The organism is Bacillus sp. FJAT-42376 (assembly GCF_003816055.1).
Lineage (GTDB): Bacteria > Bacillota > Bacilli > Bacillales > Bacillaceae > Metabacillus_B.
On sequence record NZ_CP033906.1, the window covers coordinates 3,203,201 to 3,218,630 of the forward strand.

18 protein-coding genes are annotated in these 15,430 nt (G+C 46.0%); 2 read left to right on the forward strand and 16 right to left on the reverse strand.

Annotation, left to right across the window (positions count from 1 at the left end):
- Positions 1-3: 3 nt before the first annotated feature.
- The 10 genes from CEF21_RS16120 to nadB all read right to left on the reverse strand — a co-directional run bounded on the left by CEF21_RS16120 (position 4) and on the right by nadB (position 9,230).
- Entirely contained in the window at positions 4-204 is a 201-nt protein-coding gene (locus CEF21_RS16120) for a DUF2905 domain-containing protein (RefSeq protein ID WP_123918125.1), read from the reverse strand.
- Positions 197-1,201: a Holliday junction branch migration DNA helicase RuvB gene (gene ruvB / locus CEF21_RS16125; protein WP_123918127.1), complete on the reverse strand. Its 1,005-nt coding sequence runs from the start codon at positions 1,199-1,201 to the stop codon at positions 197-199. The genes CEF21_RS16120 and ruvB overlap by 8 nt, the downstream gene beginning before the upstream one ends.
- 10 nt (positions 1,202-1,211) lie before the next feature.
- Positions 1,212-1,814 (reverse strand): Holliday junction branch migration protein RuvA, encoded by a 603-nt coding sequence (gene ruvA, locus CEF21_RS16130; protein WP_123918129.1) that lies wholly within the window; start codon positions 1,812-1,814, stop codon positions 1,212-1,214.
- 129 nt (positions 1,815-1,943) lie between these two features.
- On the reverse strand, positions 1,944-2,465 hold the full coding sequence (locus CEF21_RS16135; protein ID WP_241156693.1) for a BofC C-terminal domain-containing protein: 522 nt from the start codon (positions 2,463-2,465) through the stop codon (positions 1,944-1,946).
- 10 nt (positions 2,466-2,475) lie between these two features.
- Positions 2,476-2,625, reverse strand: coding sequence for a hypothetical protein (locus tag CEF21_RS21375; protein WP_164462221.1), 150 nt, complete (start codon positions 2,623-2,625; stop codon positions 2,476-2,478).
- Positions 2,626-2,832: 207 nt separating this feature from the next.
- The gene (locus CEF21_RS16140) at positions 2,833-3,468 is read right to left on the reverse strand and encodes a YhcN/YlaJ family sporulation lipoprotein (RefSeq protein WP_164462222.1); all 636 of its coding nucleotides are present in this window, start codon (positions 3,466-3,468) and stop codon (positions 2,833-2,835) included.
- Between the two features lie 198 nt (positions 3,469-3,666).
- A complete protein-coding gene (gene safA / locus CEF21_RS21740; RefSeq protein ID WP_277423910.1) occupies positions 3,667-5,172 on the reverse strand; it encodes a SafA/ExsA family spore coat assembly protein in 1,506 nt (501 codons plus the stop codon).
- Positions 5,173-5,760: 588 nt separating this feature from the next.
- On the reverse strand, positions 5,761-6,861 hold the full coding sequence (nadA, locus tag CEF21_RS16155; RefSeq protein ID WP_481747598.1) for a quinolinate synthase NadA: 1,101 nt from the start codon (positions 6,859-6,861) through the stop codon (positions 5,761-5,763).
- A 12-nt stretch (positions 6,862-6,873) separates the two neighbouring features.
- A complete protein-coding gene (gene nadC / locus CEF21_RS16160; RefSeq protein ID WP_123918135.1) occupies positions 6,874-7,704 on the reverse strand; it encodes a carboxylating nicotinate-nucleotide diphosphorylase in 831 nt (276 codons plus the stop codon).
- Positions 7,701-9,230, reverse strand: a complete 1,530-nt coding sequence (nadB, locus tag CEF21_RS16165; protein WP_123918137.1) for an L-aspartate oxidase — start codon at positions 9,228-9,230, stop codon at positions 7,701-7,703. The genes nadC and nadB overlap by 4 nt, the downstream gene beginning before the upstream one ends.
- 88 nt (positions 9,231-9,318) lie before the next feature.
- Between nadB and CEF21_RS16170 the strand changes: the two genes are divergently transcribed.
- Together CEF21_RS16170 and CEF21_RS16175 are read left to right on the forward strand one after the other, a co-directional pair.
- Entirely contained in the window at positions 9,319-10,467 is a 1,149-nt protein-coding gene (locus CEF21_RS16170) for an IscS subfamily cysteine desulfurase (RefSeq protein ID WP_123918139.1), read from the forward strand.
- On the forward strand, positions 10,464-11,000 hold the full coding sequence (locus CEF21_RS16175) for a transcription repressor NadR (protein ID WP_241156694.1): 537 nt from the start codon (positions 10,464-10,466) through the stop codon (positions 10,998-11,000). The genes CEF21_RS16170 and CEF21_RS16175 overlap by 4 nt, the downstream gene beginning before the upstream one ends.
- Before the next feature lie 93 nt (positions 11,001-11,093).
- Here CEF21_RS16175 and pheA read toward each other — a convergent pair whose 3' ends face one another.
- From pheA to CEF21_RS16205, 6 genes are all read right to left on the reverse strand, one after another.
- Positions 11,094-11,954, reverse strand: a complete 861-nt coding sequence (gene pheA / locus CEF21_RS16180) for a prephenate dehydratase (RefSeq protein ID WP_123918141.1) — start codon at positions 11,952-11,954, stop codon at positions 11,094-11,096.
- A 15-nt stretch (positions 11,955-11,969) separates the two neighbouring features.
- On the reverse strand, positions 11,970-12,419 hold the full coding sequence (locus CEF21_RS16185; protein ID WP_164462223.1) for an ACT domain-containing protein: 450 nt from the start codon (positions 12,417-12,419) through the stop codon (positions 11,970-11,972).
- 108 nt (positions 12,420-12,527) lie between these two features.
- Positions 12,528-13,817: a GTPase ObgE gene (obgE, locus tag CEF21_RS16190; RefSeq protein ID WP_123918145.1), complete on the reverse strand. Its 1,290-nt coding sequence runs from the start codon at positions 13,815-13,817 to the stop codon at positions 12,528-12,530.
- 30 nt (positions 13,818-13,847) lie between these two features.
- Positions 13,848-14,396: a Spo0B C-terminal domain-containing protein gene (locus CEF21_RS16195; RefSeq protein ID WP_123918147.1), complete on the reverse strand. Its 549-nt coding sequence runs from the start codon at positions 14,394-14,396 to the stop codon at positions 13,848-13,850.
- A gap of 380 nt (positions 14,397-14,776) precedes the next feature.
- Positions 14,777-15,067, reverse strand: coding sequence for a 50S ribosomal protein L27 (gene rpmA / locus CEF21_RS16200; RefSeq protein WP_123920319.1), 291 nt, complete (start codon positions 15,065-15,067; stop codon positions 14,777-14,779).
- 15 nt (positions 15,068-15,082) lie between these two features.
- On the reverse strand, positions 15,083-15,421 hold the full coding sequence (locus CEF21_RS16205) for a ribosomal-processing cysteine protease Prp (RefSeq protein ID WP_123918149.1): 339 nt from the start codon (positions 15,419-15,421) through the stop codon (positions 15,083-15,085).
- Between the last annotated feature and the right edge of the window lie 9 nt (positions 15,422-15,430).

Sequence of the window (15,430 nt, forward strand, 5' to 3'; positions counted from 1 at the left end):
ATATCATTTAAATCGTCCAAATACTGAAAAGAGAACAGTCAGCAAAATACTGATCACAATCGATGTAACGATTGGAAAAAAGAAGGTTGTATTCCCCTTTTTAAATACAAGATCTCCAGGCAGCCTGCCGATGAACTGCATCAATAATCCGGCAGCCAAGAGAACTGTACCTATCATTATCAGCATTTTAGGCCATTCATTCATGTCCGGGAACCTCCAGGCTAAAATGTTTGTAAACGGCATCCGTTACCATTCTGCCCCTGGATGTTCTTTGCAAAAACCCGATTTGCAAAAGATAAGGTTCATATACGTCTTCAATCGTATGAGACTCTTCGCCAATGGTTGCGGAAATCGTGTCCAGCCCCACTGGTCCGCCTCTGTACTTCTCAATAATTCCCATTAATAATTTATGATCGATGTGGTCAAGGCCAAGGCGGTCAACTTGAAGCCTTTCAAGGGCTTCAGAAGCCAGATCCTCTGAAATAGCCTCTTTGCCCAATACTTGAGCAAAATCGCGGACCCTCCTTAATAACCGGTTTGCAATCCTCGGTGTCCCCCTCGATCTCCGGGAGATCTCGGCAGAAGCCTGCGGGTCTATTCCAATTTGCAGAATATCCGCTGTTCTTTCCACAATTTCAGAGAGTTCTGATTCCTTGTAGTATTCCAATCTGCTTAAGACTCCAAAACGGTCCCTCAGCGGAGCTGTGAGAAGACCGACCCTTGTCGTAGCACCGACTAACGTAAAGGGCGGGAGATCCAGCCTGACGGATCTTGCCTCAGGCCCCTTGCCAATGACAATATCGAGGCAAAAATCTTCCATTGCGGGATAGAGGACCTCTTCAATTGAACGCTGCAGCCGGTGAATTTCATCAATAAACAATACATCTCCAGGCTCAAGAGCGGTAAGGATGGCGGCCAGGTCTCCCGGACGTTCAATGGCAGGTCCGGATGTTGTGCGCAGATTCACGCCCATCTCGTTTGAAATGATGGAGGCAAGCGTGGTCTTCCCGAGACCCGGCGGACCATATAAAAGGACATGGTCCAATGTCTCCCCCCGCATTTTCGCTGCCTGAATAAAGATATCCAGGTTTTCCTTTACCTTGTTCTGCCCGATATATTGACTGAGCCTCTGCGGACGAAGGCTGAGCTCTAAATATTGTTCTTCATTTTCCGCATTGCCGGAAACAAGCCGGTCATTCATTGTCATCACCTTACTTTAAAAGCTTTTGCAATGCTTTTTTCACCAGCTGGTCAGTCGATAGCGCCTCTTCTTTCAGAGCTGGGATCACCTTATTGATTTCTCTCTCCGCATATCCAAGAACTTTTAAGGCTTCGACCGCTTCTGATACAGCTTTTGAAGACGAATCTTTCTCTTCAAATACTTCATGATTGAAAAGGGAGAATGCAAATTCAGGAGCTACATCACCAAGCTTGCCTTTTAAATCCAGAATGATTTGTCTCGCTGTTTTCTTTCCAACTCCGGGAAACTTAACAAGAAACGCTTCATCCTCACCTTCAATAGCCTGCACGACCTGGGAAGGATCTCCTGAAGCAAGGATGGCAAGCGCTCCTTTTGGACCGATTCCGGTTACGTTCAGCAGTTTGGTAAAAAGAGCTTTTTCTTCTCTTGATCTAAAGCCGTAAAGAGCAAGAATATCCTCTCTCACGTGCTGGTATGTAAAAATCGTTGTTTCCGTTCCTTTTGCATATATAAACGGGTTTGGGGCAAATATTTTGTAGCCAATGCCGGAATGGTCTATTACGATAAATTCGGGAGAGATATAGTCGATCTTCCCTCGGACAAATTCAATCACCTTTTTCACCTCTTCACAACTGTACCTCATTGTATCATAAAAAAGGGTGTCCAAGAACCAGAAACGTTAACATACGTTCGGATTTCAAAATAAAAAACCTGCTGCAGGCAGGCTGAGTCTGATGGACATCTATTTTCTGGAAGCGGGAGTGCCGTAGGCTTTGAAGGTTTCAATAACGCGCAGATATTGTTTCCTGCTCTCTACTCTTATTCCCTTTTCCAGTTCGGTGTGTCTCTTTGATTCAAGCTTGCCGACATCAAGTTGAAAAAATGACTGGATCACTTTCGCTTCTTCCCCTGGCTTTCCTTCAAATACAGTTAAGATCCCCTCTTTATTGATACCGAAATATCCGGTTGCCTTCATAAGAGGAGAAATATCGTTTATCTGTTTTTTCAGGACAATCCGGTTATTCTCTCGGTCAATCACGAGCCACTCCTGATAATACTCAGAGAGGTCAGCGAGAGAGTGAAAGGATTCTTCTCTAACCTCGACACTTGTTTCCCCGTCGAGATACATTCTTTCCAGCGAGATTGTGAATGACTGAAAGGAAGGATCTTTATTTTCAGCTGCTTCTGCTTGTATGGTGCATATGATGGTGATCAAGGTGATGAGCGACAGTTGAAGGAATATGGCAGGCCGGTGTTTCAGCAACTGGGCCACCTCACTTTTCATTTAAATTTAAGCTCTTGGCTTGCTCCCGAATATCAGGAGGCACACCGTTTCGTCTAATCTGCCACTGTTCAGCATAGGAATAATAGCTTGAGCTCGTAAGCCTGTGCCGGACTTGTGAATCCCCAAACCGGATTTTCATGCCCTTCTCCCCGCAGTACGTGTATATCAAACCTTTTAGAGAAAACTTCCATGATTGCTGCATTTATATTTTGGCCAAACTTTATGGTTTTAGTCACCAAAACGATGAAATTCAGACTGTCTGTTTCATCCTGTTCATTTTTTGTGCCGGAATGGAGCCTTCCATCCTTATTCAAATAAACAAAAAAAACCAGGGAACCCCTGGTTTTTATCGATTAGGATTAAGTGTACGCTGAATCGTTTTCCCTGTATTTTTCATAAAATCTTTAATATCCGCATCAATCGTTTTGCGCGGTTTATTATTTTTAATATTCGTATCAATTTGCTTTACTCTGTTAAAAGACCCTTCGTCCGTAAACACATCAACGTTTTTACCGTTGGCCAGCTTCTCTGTCTCTTTGAGGATGGCATTTTTTACATTCACGTTGTTTTTATCATTTGTGTCTACAGCTACAATAACGTTGTCTTTTGTCACGAGCGTTCTGGCGTTATCCACATTTTTCATTTTAGAAACGTGTTTTGTTACTCTGTCGGCTATTTTTTGATCGCTTTCCGTGTAATAGCCGTTTTTATTTTGATTATAAGCAATCGGCATGCTTTGATTATTCATATTGCGGTTATCTACCCGGGTCGGCCGGTCATTTCGGTCCCCATCCATCATCTCTGTAATGGGGCCATCATTATCCGAGTGATCTTTATTTTTTCCAGCGTGTTCGTTTGAATACATACCAATCGGCTGGGTGTTGTCATTGTAATCCATTGCATTGTCTTTCCCGTTGTTGCAAGCCGTCAGCAGACCCGTCAGCAAAGCAAGTGAACCGTATTGAATGGTCTTTTTTATCAAGATGACTACCCCCTGTTTTGCCATTTGAGCTTTTTATACTTGCTCTTAGTTAGCTTGCTCGAAACAGCCGGGTTTAATCTTGACAGTTCCCACCAAAAAAGCGGAAGCCGTTATTTATAAAAAAGGCAAATGCTATCGCAGCCTTACGATTCAGACAAAAACAAAAAAAGAGACGATAAATCGTCTCACTCAGCGGAATTAATCTTCTTCTCCATTATAAAACTCCGGACGTCCAAACATTTGACCATAGCCCGGCTGCATTCCGTATCCAGGCTGCTGCATGCCATAGCCCGGCTGCATCCCGTATCCGTGCTGCATGCCATACCCTGGCTGCATGCCATACCCCGGAGATCCGCATCCGCAATCCGGCTCATATGCTCCCGCTGCCATTGGCGGCTGTTTCTTTCCTTCCTGTGCCCCCATTACGTTCGGCATGTTTTCGGATGCTCCCATTACATTTGGCATGTTCGGAGACATCGCGCCCATCACGTTCGGCATGTTCGGAGACATCGCACCCATCACGTTCGGCATATTTTCATCCATTGCACCCATCACGTTCGGCATATGATGGTCATATGCACCCATCACACCGGGTCCAAACCCTGATCCAGGCATAATCGGTGAAGCTGGTGTGCAGCCTGGAGGATATGGCGAATACCCCTGCGGTGCCATTTGCGGCATGCTTTGAGCGCCCATCACATTCGGCATATTCGGAGACATCGCGCCCATTACGTTCGGCATGTTTTCATCCATGGCGCCCATCACGTTTGGCATATTTGGAGACATCGCGCCCATCACGTTCGGCATATTTTCAGATGCTCCCATTACATTCGGCATGTTCGGAGACATCGCACCCATCACATTCGGCATATTTTCATCCATCGCCCCTGCTACTCCGTATGGCATTGGCTGCGGTGATGGCACGCACCAATACGGCATCGGATGGCAATGGTGCATATGATGATGATGCCCGTATCCATAATGATGTCCATATCCATATGGCGCACCATACATAGGATCCATTCCATATCCCGGGCCTCCATACATAGGCTGCTGCATGGAAGGCTGCATAGCTCCCGCTACTCCGGTTGGAGCAGAATAAGGCATATTTGGCATGTTCGGCATTTTCTCCATTTTCTTGGTTGCCTCCTCTTTCATGGCTGGTGAAACTGCCTTTTGTGCCCCTTGCTTCGCTGCCGTCTTCTCTTTAGGCTTTTCAGCCGGTTTTTTCATTTCCGGCATGACATTGGCCGGTTTTTTCATCTCCGGCATCACATTAACCGGTTTTTGAGGAAGCTGCGGCTGCTTAGGCGGCATTTGCATGTTCACCATATAATAGTTATTAATATCCATTTCAGGGTAAACAGGCTGAGGGATGTTCGGCATCTTAGGCATAAAAGGAGTAATTGGTTTTTCCTTTTTAGGCTCTTCTGCCGCCTGAACTTCTTTCGGCTTTTCCTTGACAGGCTGCTGAACCGGCTGTTCCTTGGCAGGAATCTGCATTTCTTTTTTTGAATTAAAGTTGATCTGTGCTTCTTTTTTCACCGGAACGCTTCCTGTCGGCACTTTGATTTTCATTCCGGGCATTATGGAATCGGGATTGCTTAATTGGGAGTTCATTTTTTTCAGTTCTTCAAAATCTGCTCCGTATTTTTTGGCTATGTTCCACAATGTATCCCCTTTTTGTACGATATGGATTTTCAAAAGTTCCCCCTCCTATGCGTTAACTGTATAGTAAAAGCATACAGGCTAATTGCCGTTATTCTTCACCACAAGTTATGCGCAAAAAGAAGCGAATATGCCTTCTTTGAAAAATGCTAAAGGTTTGAGCGCTGTTTTTCCCTCCTGAAACTTCCCTATTATAGAACGCAAAAACCGTGATATTTGTGCCACCTTTTTTGAATAAATTCCACTTTTGCCCTTAGAAAAATAAATCACCCCTTCACGTGCAGTTAGCCAAGCCCGCCGGGGAGCCGGAAGGCAAGAAGTTCAGATTCACTTTCATCAATACTTAATCACATTCCCCCCTGCTGTATGCTGTTTCCAGCAGAACTCGCGTAATCTCGTGACATCCTTGTATGTATCTAATCCAGAGGCTCTGTTAAAGTCTGATGTTGATTTTTAACACCAGTTGATTGAAGTGGAAGGCGCGAGACTCCTGCCGGAGCTGCGGGACAGGTGAGACCCCGCAGGCGGAAAGCGAGCGCCTGTAACGGAAATCAACAGCCAAGTTTAACAGAGCTAATCCAAAAAAAAGACCCATGCTGCGCATGGGCTCATCCGATGGGAAGGTTAAATCGAAAGCATTCTGTTCAATGCAAGCACTGCCTGTGCTGCCTCCTCTTTCTCTACAATGATCCTGTTTACCCCTTTGCCTTCTGCAATCGACTCCAAAGACCACAATAAATGGGGAAGGTCAATTCTGTTCATTGTTAAACAAGGACACATATAGGGGTTCAGCGAAACAATTTCCTTTTCCGGATTCATAGAGATCAGTCTGTTGACGAGGTTCATTTCTGTACCGACCGCCCACTTCGAACCAGCAGGCGCCGCAGAAATCTGTTCGATGATATATTTTGTCGATCCGGCCAGATCGGCAAGCTGAACGACTTCGTGTGTGCATTCAGGATGAACAATAATCGTCATATCGGGTTTTGTCTTCCTGATGTGGGCAATATTTTTTTCTGTAAACTTCTCATGAACAGAGCAATGCCCTTTCCAAAGAAGAATGGAAGCCTGCTCGGAAGGACCCTCCAGCGTTTCTGAAACCGGGTCCCAGACGGCCATCTGATCCAAAGGAATTCCAAGATCAAATGCGGTATTTCTTCCCAAATGCTGATCAGGCAAAAATAGGATGCGCTTTTTTTGCTGCAAGGCCCATCTTACAATTTCTTTTGCATTGGAGGAGGTTACCGAAGCTCCGCCATTTCTCCCTACAAAAGCCTTAATCGCTGCAGTAGAGTTAACATAAGTAAGCGGAATAATGGTATCACCGAAGAGGGCCTGTAATTTTTCCCATGCACGCTCTGTCTGGCTGATATTCGCCATGTCCGCCATGGAACAGCCGGCTCTCATGTCAGGCAAATAAACATACTGATCGCTGCTCGTCAGCATATCTGCCGTTTCGGCCATAAAATGGACTCCGCAAAAAACAATATGCTCTGCTTCTTGGTTGGCTGCCGCTGCCTGGGCAAGCTGAAGCGAATCCCCCGTGCAGTCAGCAAATTGAATGACTTCGTCTTTCTGATAATGATGCCCCGGAATAAACAGTTTGCTGCCATATTCCTTTTTGATTTCCCTGATTCTCCGCTCCATCTCCTCTGTTGTTAGAGATCTGTATTTCTCGGGAATCAGCGAAACGGATTCTTCCATCAGCACATCCATTAAATTCATGATTCTTTCCCCCTATTTCATCAATAAGCTGTAATCGAGTGCTTTGACCGAGTGAGTCAGGTAACCGAGAGATATGTAGTCGACACCTGTATCCCGGTACAAATGGAGATTCCCGGCATTTATTCCGCCGGAAGCCTCTGTAATAATGAAGTCCGGTGTGATTTCAATGAATGTTTTTACTTCCTCCGGTGTCCGGTTATCAAACATGATAATGTCCGCTCTCGCTTCAATTGCTTCCAAAAGCTGCTTCTCATCTTCTATTTCCACTTCAATCTTGACGGTATGGCCAACCGCTTTTCTTGCTTTTTCAACCGCTTCACTGATGCTGCCCGCAAAGGAAATATGATTATCCTTAATCATGACTGCATCATATAGACCGGAACGGTGACTGCGTCCGCCGCCGCATCGAACAGCATGTTTATCAAACATCCTTAATCCGGGCGCTGTTTTTCTCGTGTCGCAAATACGTGTATGACCGGAATCCAGCCGGGTAACGGCGTGATGCGTCATCGTAGCGATCCCGCTCATGCGCTGCAGCAGATTTAACGCAACACGCTCTGCACTGAGAATCGATATAATTTTTCCTTTTACAACGGCAGCGGGTTCACCTATCTGGACCGCTTCTCCGTCTTTTTTCAGTACTTCAATTTCTGTCTCCCGATCAAGCAGGCTGAAAACAGCCCGCAACACAGACTCTCCTGAAAAAATTCCTTTTTCTTTTGCATAAATGACTGCCTCTCCGCGGTCTTCCTCCCTAAAGATTCCGCTTGCCGACAAATCCCGGTCCCCAAGATCCTCTATTAAAAATTGCTTTATGCTCTCTTTTACTTTCAGCGGATTCATGCCATCACCTCTAAAGCTTTTTTAGAATGATTCCAAACGATCTCTTTTCGTTCCCAGGACACTTCTTTAACGGGATAATCGGCCCGAAAATGACACCCTCTGCTTTCTGTCCTCTGTAGTGCTGCACGTGCAATCAGCTCTCCGACCGTCAGCATGTTGGCTATTTCAAGGGATTCTGCAGTTAGGTTAACGGCTGGCTGAATCTCTTTTTTCTTGCGTATGAACCATTCAGCAAGCTTATTCAGCCCATCCTCATCTCTTTCAATCCCTGCAAACCGGTCCATCCTGTCTGCGATGTCCTGTTTTGCAAGGCGATAAGTCCACCCTGTTATTTCGCGCATGACTGGCGGTCGCATTGTATAATCAGCATGATTCAGATCTTCCGCGATTTTTTTTCCAAAAACAAGACCTTCCAGAAGGGAATTGCTCGCAAGCCGATTCGCCCCGTGAACACCTGTGCAGGCTGCTTCGCCTGCCGCATACAGCCGCTCAATATTCGTTCGTCCATTCAAATCGGTTTTAATTCCGCCCATAAAAAAATGCATACCTGGCATAACCGGAATAAGCCCCTGCTCCAAATTTATCCCCTGATCCGTACACATTTTCGTAATACTTGGAAATCGTTTTTCAAATTCGGGAACGTCTTGAATATTTAAAAATATTGATTCACCGTTCTGAATCCTTTTGAACATCTCTCTTGAGACTACATCTCTTGGAGCAAGATCCTTCATTGGATGAGCGGTTTCCATGATTCTCTGTCCAGCGGCGTTTTCCAGAAAAGCCCCTTCTCCCCTCACAGCTTCCGAGATCAGCCCGGTGACTTTGCCTTCCTTATGCAGCATAGTCGGATGAAACTGAACGAATTCCATATCCGTAAGCCTTGCTCCAGCCCTATAGGCGAGGGCAATGCCGTCCCCTGTACAATGACTGTGATTGGATGTGGTTTTGTAAAGCGCCCCGCAGCCACCTGCTGCAAGAACGACGGCTCCAGCCTGGATCCATTCCGTGTTCCCGTCCTCGCGGAGAATACAGGCTCCGCAGCATTTTCCATTTTCCACGAGAAGCTCTGCGACCATCGTATTTTCCAGGATTCTGACTTTATTTTTGACTTTCTTTACAAGAAATTGAATCAGTGCTTTCCCGGTTTCATCGCCGCCTGAATGAATGATGCGGTTCTGTCTGTGCGCACCTTCCCTCCCGAGCTTCAATGTGCCGTCCTCTGTACGGTCCGCCGGCATTCCATCTTTGATCAGGTGCTGAATCAGTAAGCTGCCTTCTGATGTGAGCTGCTTAACCGCTTCCGGTTGAGTATGTCCGTCTCCCGCGAAAACGGTGTCTTCAAAATGTTTTTCCCAGGAATCCTGTTCAGAAAGAGCGGCAGCTACACCGCCCTGAGCCATATAGGAATTCCCTTCACCTGTCCGGCCTTTTGTGACCAGCGTTACGTTCAATTCTTCACAAATATGATAAGCAGCTGCTAAAGCTGCAATTCCGCTTCCGACAATCAGTACATCTGTTTGCCGCATCTTCTCACCTTACTTCACATGTGTCTTGACACTTATCTTTACATAATTTTAAAATAAGCACAAGAGTTTTTTGACTGGGGGAGCCTCATTGATTTATTTAGATTATGCTGCATCCGCTCCTATGAGCGAACAGGCCATTGATGCTTATGCGAAAGCGGCAAGAAATGTATACGGAAACAGCCAGAGTCTGCATGATGAGGGAGGGCGTGCTTCGGAATGGCTGGCTGCATCGAGGAAAAAAATCGCTTCTCTTTTAGGAGGATTTGAGGAAGGTCTTTATTTTACAGGCAGCGGAAGCGAAGCCAATGTGCTCGCCCTGCAGTCCTTATTGAATGGTGCGGATCCCGCTAAAAAGGAAATCGTGTATGGAGGAACGGAGCATACCTCCATCAGAACCTATATCAAGCAGTTATCAGCCAGGGGGTATACGGTAAAAAAAGCACTTCCCGGAAAAAATGGAGTGATTGGCTGGAACGAAATTCAGCCATTCGTAACGGCTCAAACCGCTCTCATCAGTGTCCAGCATGCCAATTCAGAGACCGGTATACTCCATAACATAAAAGAAATCAGCGGGCATGCTTATGAAAAACAGATTTTATTTCATTCTGATTGTGTACAAACGTTTGGAAAAATACCGATTCTTGCAGAAAAATGGAAATTGAGCGCTCTTTCTTTGTCAGCGCATAAGGTTCAGGGGCCAAAAGGGATGGGAGCTGCCTACATTTCCCCGGGAGTCAGCTGGAGGCCAGCCATTGAAGGTACAGCTCATGAGCACGGTTTCCGTCCGGGTACAGTTGATGTTCCGGGAGCAGTCTCCTTTGCAGTAGCGGCCATGGAGTCGTTTAAAGACATGGACAAAGAACAGGACAAAATGAGAGAATACAGAAAGCATCTTGTATCCTTTATTGAGGAGAAGAAGATCGGAGAAATTATTGAAGCTCCAAATGAAAAGAACCAGCTTCCGGGCATTATCGGATGTCTGCTATCCCATAACGAAGGACAATTTGCGATGCTCGCATGCAGCCAGAACGGAATTGCTATTTCCACAGGAAGTGCGTGTCATTCCGGAATGACCATGCCCTCGCCAGCTCTCCTTTCCCTTGGAGTACCCGAAGATAAAGCTCATTGCTTTATAAGAGTTTCCACCGGAAAAGGAACCGTCCTTTCTCATATTGAACAGCTGGAAGTCATGTTAGAGCGCTGTGCAGAATCAGCAGGAAGGGTGAAACACAATTGACCTCTAAAGTATACGGGGAAGATCGAAGACAGCAGATTTTACAGCTGCTGAAAACAAGCAAGGTCCCGCTGACAGGAAGCGGCTTAGCCAGCAAAATGAATGTCAGCCGGCAAGTTATTGTGCAGGACATATCCTTATTGAAAGCTAAATCAGAGCCGATTATGGCAACGAGTCAAGGATATCTTTATATGCAGCAGCCTGCTCCTCCGGCTGCCGCCGAGCGCCTTATTGCCTGTTCGCATACACCGGGTGAAGCACTGGAAGAATTGAGGCTGATCGTTGATTATGGGGCAGCCGTAAAGGATGTAACGGTTGAACATCCGGTTTACGGGGATTTAACCGCTTCAATCATGGTTCATAACCGGAAGGAAGCAGAAGACTTTATCGAAAAAATTTCTTCCAGCCAGGCCTTTTACCTTTCGCAGCTGACAGATGGCGTGCACATGCATACCATCGCTGCAGAATCAGAATCGATTCTGGATGATGTGTGCAGAGCTTTAGATGAAAAAGGCTTTCTTATTCGGGAAGAATAAAAAAAGAGGCGGATCAAAACGGGCGCAGTTTCCCTTTTGATCCACCTTTTTTTTCAGGTTAAGGGTGTGGAGCCCTAACCATCCTTATTTGGTTCATGCATAAAAAGCCTGATAGCTGCCAAGGATCTTGACTCCGCACCCAAGCGCTTCCAGTTCATTAACGGCACCGGGAATCAGCACACTGTCCATCGCATGCTCTAAATCAATAATGAAAAAATAGTTTCCGAGGCCGGTTTTCATCGGTCTTGATTCAATTTTTGACAGGTTCAGTTTTCTCCAGGAAAACGCAGAAAGCACCTGATGGAGCGTCCCCGATTTATTCGATGGAAGAGTCACCATGACGGTCGTTTTATCTCTGCCTTCGTATTCGGGCAAAATAGGGGGCTTTTCTGTCATGGATGGGTGTAAAACAGCGAAAAGAGTGTGATTATAATGGTAGTCGTGGATATCCCTTTTCACTATGGATAATCCATAAACCTCTGCTGCCATTTCGTTTGCAATCACCCCTGCATTTTCTTCCGGGTGCTCACTGACATACTGGGCTGCCGCGCCTGTTGAAGCGGCATAAGAATGCCCGGCGAGTGGAAACTCCTGATGCAGATACCGGTGACACTGGGCTATGGCATGTGAGTGGGAGATGATCTTATCCACTTGCTTCCAGGATTCAGCCCGCTCAGGATGAACCATAAAGTGCTGATTGATCGGCACGACAAGCTCACCGACAATATGCAGCGGCTGTTCATGCACAAGGTAGTCGACCGTCAAATTGACTGAGCCTTCAATCGCATTCTCGAGAGGAACAATGGAAAAATCCACATCGCCTGCAGCTACGGCATCCATGCATGCGGGGATCGTCGAATAAGGAATCTGCTCCGTCTGCTCATTGACAAATTTTGAAACAGCGAGATGGGTAAACGTTGCTTTAGGTCCTAAAAATCCAATACGATAACTCAAGTGTACCTACTCTCCTTAAGCCCCTGATCCAAGTATTTCTACTTTATCGATGAATTCCATTTTCTTAAACCGGGAGATTAGATGATTAATGTCTTCGTTCATTCCATTAATGTTCAAGGACAGCGTTACATTCGCACGCCCCTGAAGAGGAATGGTTTGATGAATGGTCAGGATATTGCATCCTGCACCAGCAGCAATACCAAGAAGCTCAGATAACGTGCCTGACCGGTCTTCTAGCTGAAAGAAGAGGGTAATAATTTTCTCCTTTACCACTGTGTGAAATGGAAAAACGGCATCTCTGTATTTATAAAAGGCACTGCGGCTGAGATCCGCGCGCTGAACAGCCTCCGCTACGGAAGCCGCTTTGCCTCTTTCCATCATTTTTTTCACGTCCAGTGTTTTTTTCATCGCTTCAGGAAGGACATCTTCCCGGACAAGAAAAAACGTTTCGTCTTTCAATTCCATCAGCCCTCCATAGCCATGCTGGCGAAGATAAGGATCGCGCAGGATCCTAAACTAAACGGACTTTCCCATATGTATAGTGTCCAGGCAATAAGCCTGGACACTTTGACGTTAATCTACGAAATCAAATTCATATTCAAGAAGTCTGACTGTATCCCCATCTTTAGCTCCCCGTTTGCGGAGAGCTTCATCCACACCCATTGTGCGGAGCTGGCGGGCAAAGCGGCGGACAGATTCTTCTCTGGAGAAATCCGTCATCTTGAAGAGACGTTCAATCTTTTCACCGGTAACATCAAAGATACCTGCACTGTCTCTCGTAATGATAAATGGAGTTTCCTCTTCCTCGAGTCTGTAAACGACACGGTGAACACTCGGATCTTCTTCCTCTTCATGAAGCGGGAATTCCGGTGTGCTTTCAATCGTATCCGCAATTTTGAACAGAAGATCGCGAATCCCTTCTCTTGTCGCAGCTGAAACGGCAAATACCGGATGATCTTCCTGAAGTTTTTCTTTAAATGTCTTCAGATTTTCTTCCGAGTCCGGCATATCCATTTTGTTTGCCACAATAATTTGAGGGCGTTCTGTCAATCGAAGGTTGTATTGTTTAAGCTCTTCATTTATTGTCAGGTAATCCTCATAAGGGTCCCGGCCTTCAAGACCAGACATATCAATCACATGAACGATGACCCTTGTCCGTTCGATGTGTCTTAGAAATTGATGTCCAAGACCTATCCCTTCATGTGCTCCTTCAATAAGCCCCGGAAGATCCGCCATGACAAAGCTGCGGCCATCCTGCGTCTCTACCATCCCAAGGTTTGGTGCCAGAGTGGTGAAATGGTAATCCGCTATTTTAGGCTTCGCTGCCGAGACGACTGATAGCAGGGTTGATTTCCCAACACTCGGGAAACCGACTAAGCCAACATCTGCAAGCAGCTTCAGTTCCATTACAATATAGCGTTCCTGGCCCGGCTCCCCGTTCTCGGCAATTTCAGGCGCCGGATTCGCAGGTGTTGCAAACCGGGTGTTTCCGCGTCCGCCGCGTCCTCCCCGGGCTATGACAGCACGCTGTCCATGCTCTGTCAGGTCTGCAATAACCTGTTTTGTATCATCGTCCATAACCACTGTACCAGGAGGAACTTTAACGATCATTTCCTCGGCATTCCGGCCATGCATGTTTTTGGACATTCCATGCTCTCCGCGGTCTGCTTTAAAGTGGCGCTGATAGCGGAAATCCATTAACGTGCGCAGTCCTTCGTCCACTTCAAATACGACGTTCGCGCCTTTGCCTCCGTCACCGCCGGCCGGTCCTCCGTCCGGTACATATTTTTCACGGCGATAAGCAACCATTCCATTGCCTCCGTCGCCGCCTTTTACATAAATCTTGACCTGATCGACAAACATTATGTCTTTCCTCCGTTCTGTGATGCCTCGCTACTTTGTATAATAAATGACAGCTGCCGTCAATTCTTCAGCTGTGATGGCAAGTTCCGACACTTGGTTATCCGGCAGTTTTTGAAAGTATGTATGCAGGATTTCCGTTTCTTTTAGAATGCCATGAAAATCAAAAAAGAATCGGACCTGTCCAACTTTTTCTGCCATTTCAATCGTGATGACGAGTTGATTTTCACTCGTTTCTCCGGCGCATTGATCGAGTAATTCAAAAAATTCGCCGAACCATAGGGCAAGCATTTGGTCATATTTGTTTAATGAAAAGGTTTCTCCGACAATTTCATACTCCAATGTGTACAGATGACGGTTCCACCCAAAGCTTATAAGCTTTCCAGCCAGTTCCGGAGCTTTAAGATTGCAAAGCCTTGACTCTTGCTGGGCTTCAATAATAATCTCTTCCATAATCTCATTTACTCGCTCATATTTTCCAAGAGACAGGTTGCCCTTAATCAGCTGCAGCCGGTTCATCCAATCATGACGATAGTGGCTAATTGCGTCAACCATATTCCAGTTTTTACTCTCTTTAGTCATCTGGACTCCACTCTTTCTATTTCTTTTAGGAGCATGTTCGAAACGATTTGGTTTGTAAACTGAGTGAACAAGTCAGAGGTACCATTCCTAATTCAGAAAAGCTTACTTGATGAAATTATAGCAAACCTAAGCATGGAATAAAAACGGTTAATATAGAAAATAAGGATTTAGGGGATTTCGTGAGGTGTTCCTGCAAGAACAAAAGCGCGAGTGTCTACTGAAAGAATAATCCAAAGAACCTGAATCACTGCGTCTGACATCATCTGCCGGACAGTCAATGAAGCCTGGCAGATACCGGACGCCCTCTAAACCGGCAGCCTCCTGGAAAACACCGTAAAAAAAAGAAACTCTAGCCTTATTCAGCTAGAGTTTCGGTTGAATTAAGCTTCTTGAGCTGCAGGATATACGCTCACTTTTTTGCGGTCGCGGCCAAGACGTTCGAAACGAACAACGCCGTCAACTTTTGCAAATAGAGTGTCATCACCACCGCGGCCTACGTTTTCACCCGGATAGATCTTTGTACCGCGCTGGCGGTAAAGGATTGATCCGCCGCTTACGAATTGTCCGTCAGCACGTTTAGCGCCAAGACGTTTCGACATAGAATCACGGCCGTTTTTTGTGGATCCTACTCCCTTTTTGGAAGCGAAAAATTGAATGTCCAATTTTAACAACATGAGGTTCACCTCCTACTTTTTTAAAATGGTCATACGGATATACTCCCCGTATTGTTCTTCAATTGTCTGAATTGAGACAACCATGCCCTCAAGAAGCAGCTGGCCCTTTTGTAGAGCTTCCTCTGAAACAGCATCAGGCCAGTCAAATGTGACAAGACCCTGCTTCTGGTCCATTTCAAGTACCGGTTCAATTCCTGTGAGTGCATGAATCGCGTTAATCGCTCCAAATACCACACAGGATGCTCCTGCACATACGAGATCTTTCCCAGTTTCATCGAAATCAGCATGCCCGGACATGGAGAAGGACTGGATCATACCTTCCGCAGAACGGTTTACCTGAACGTTTATCATAGGATCAAG

Bases quoted from the DNA above. Each gene is read 5' to 3' on its own strand.
- CEF21_RS16120 (WP_123918125.1), bottom strand. From the start codon at position 204: ATGAATGAATGGCCTAAAATGCTGATAATGATAGGTACAGTTCTCTTG.
- ruvB (WP_123918127.1), bottom strand. From the start codon at position 1,201: ATGAATGACCGGCTTGTTTCCGGCAATGCGGAAAATGAAGAACAATAT.
- CEF21_RS21375 (WP_164462221.1), bottom strand. From the start codon at position 2,625: ATGAAAATCCGGTTTGGGGATTCACAAGTCCGGCACAGGCTTACGAGC.
- nadA (WP_481747598.1), bottom strand. From the start codon at position 6,861: ATGAATTTAATGGATGTGCTGATGGAAGAATCCGTTTCGCTGATTCCC.
- nadC (WP_123918135.1), bottom strand. From the start codon at position 7,704: ATGAATCCGCTGAAAGTAAAAGAGAGCATAAAGCAATTTTTAATAGAG.
- nadB (WP_123918137.1), bottom strand. From the start codon at position 9,230: ATGCGGCAAACAGATGTACTGATTGTCGGAAGCGGAATTGCAGCTTTA.
- CEF21_RS16185 (WP_164462223.1), bottom strand. From the start codon at position 12,419: ATGGAATTGAAAGACGAAACGTTTTTTCTTGTCCGGGAAGATGTCCTT.
- obgE (WP_123918145.1), bottom strand. From the start codon at position 13,817: ATGTTTGTCGATCAGGTCAAGATTTATGTAAAAGGCGGCGACGGAGGC.
- CEF21_RS16195 (WP_123918147.1), bottom strand. From the start codon at position 14,396: ATGACTAAAGAGAGTAAAAACTGGAATATGGTTGACGCAATTAGCCAC.
- CEF21_RS16205 (WP_123918149.1), bottom strand. From the start codon at position 15,421: ATGATAAACGTTCAGGTAAACCGTTCTGCGGAAGGTATGATCCAGTCC.